Origin of the sequence: Rhizobium alarense, from assembly GCF_021555155.1 — a bacterium.
GTDB lineage: Bacteria > Pseudomonadota > Alphaproteobacteria > Rhizobiales > Rhizobiaceae > Rhizobium_D > Rhizobium_D alarense.
The window spans coordinates 1-1631 of record NZ_JAKGBU010000174.1; the positions used below are offsets into that span (position 1 = coordinate 1).

At 60.8% G+C, this 1631-nt stretch carries 1 protein-coding gene; it reads right to left on the reverse strand.

Annotated elements, in window-relative coordinates; translation table 11 throughout:
- Positions 1-1425 (reverse strand): PAS domain-containing protein (locus LXM94_RS25825; RefSeq protein WP_235774748.1); only part of this gene is annotated, 1425 nt, incomplete at its 3' end.
- Positions 1426-1631 lie beyond the last annotated feature (206 nt).

Genomic DNA, 1631 nt, shown 5'->3' on the forward strand with positions numbered 1-1631 from the left:
TCTTGCCGCCTCGCGCGCGAATGCCTCGTCGAAGGCCCGGCGGTTGACGATGCCGGTCAGCCCGTCCGTTTCGGCAAGGCTCTTCAATTGTTCCGCCGACAGCCTCAGGGCGATTTCCGCCTCCTTCGTCGCGGTGATGTCGGAGACGACCACGATCGCCGTACCGTCCTCTCCGATCCGCATGCGGATGCTGCGCCAGTCGCCATTCCAATGCTGGATCTCTTCGTCCCTATTGCTGTGAAACGCGGCAACGGATGTCTCGACCCAGTCGCCGGCCGTCTCGGCCGTCAGTCCCGCTCTCTCGCCGGTTTCGACGACGCGTATAAGGATATCGCGGACATGCGCGCCGACGACGCGGACATCTCCCGACAGCGGAAAGGCATTGCGATACTGTTCATTGCAGAACAGCAGAAAACCCTTCTTGTCGAACATGGCGAAGCCGTCGGACATGCCGGCCATCGCATGCGAAAGCAGTTTCCTGCTTTCCCGGAGTTCCCGCTCCAGCGCCGTGCGTTCCGTGATGTCGCGCGTCACGCCCGCCAGCCCGATGATGCGTCCGTCGCTGTCGCGCAGCGGCACCTTCGAGGCCAGCATGACCCGGTCGCCGATATGCTCGAGCGAATCCGTGAGGGGCTTCCCGGTGCGCATGATCTCCTGCTCGTAGTGATAAAGTTCTTCCGCCAGCGGCGGAGTCATCAGACTGAAATCCGTAAGACCGGTCATCTCTGCCGCTGACCTGAACCGGAACAGGCGAACCATGTTGTCGTTGACAGTAACGAAGCGGCTGTCGCGATCCTTCACATAGAGATAGTCGGGCGACTGCGAGAACGCCGTCTCCAGCATGCTGCGCTCGAGCTTCAGCTGTTGCGTCTTCAGAAGCATGAGACCGCAGAGCGCGGTTGCCGCGCAGTTCGAAAGGATCATCGGCAGGCCGACGCCGGCCAATGTGTGGGCCTTTGCAACGTTCGGCAGCGCGACCAGCGACACCAGGATCACGGTCCCGACCGCAAGCGTCAGAAGTGCGATGTCGAGCAGCGAGGGAGCTCTCTTTCGCATGACGAAATGGATGGCCAGGCCGATGGCCGCGACGGCAACCATCGCAATGACGCCGTCGATCATCGCGACGCCGCCGATCAAAACGCGGAAGAGCACGGCGATCGTCGCAGCGAGACAGGTGGCGACAGGCCCGCCGAAAAGACCTGCAAGCGCAAGAGGCGCAAACCGCAGATCCGTATAGAGACCGGCCGAGAACTCGAACGCGAGCAGGATGGAACCGACGGAAGTGAGGCCGGTCATCAGTCCAAGGCTGATTTTGGTGTATTCGGACAGAATCCGCTGGAACCAGATCGCCAGATGCGCCCAGAGCGACATCGCCAAACAGACGAATGCGAGATTGCCAACAAACTGCACCCAAATGCCATTCATCGTGTTGTGTCGGCCTTCCAAGATGGATCGATCGCTACTCCTATCGCGAAACTGGTGTGACCTTTGTTAATGCAGCGGTATTTTTGAGAGAATATGCCCGATTCTCAGACATTTTCCCGCACATTGGCGGTGATTGCGGGTGAATTGGCGCGCAGTCGTCACACTCCGGGGTCGCCCCTGTCCGAAGCGGAGTCGCCCGGCCCGCC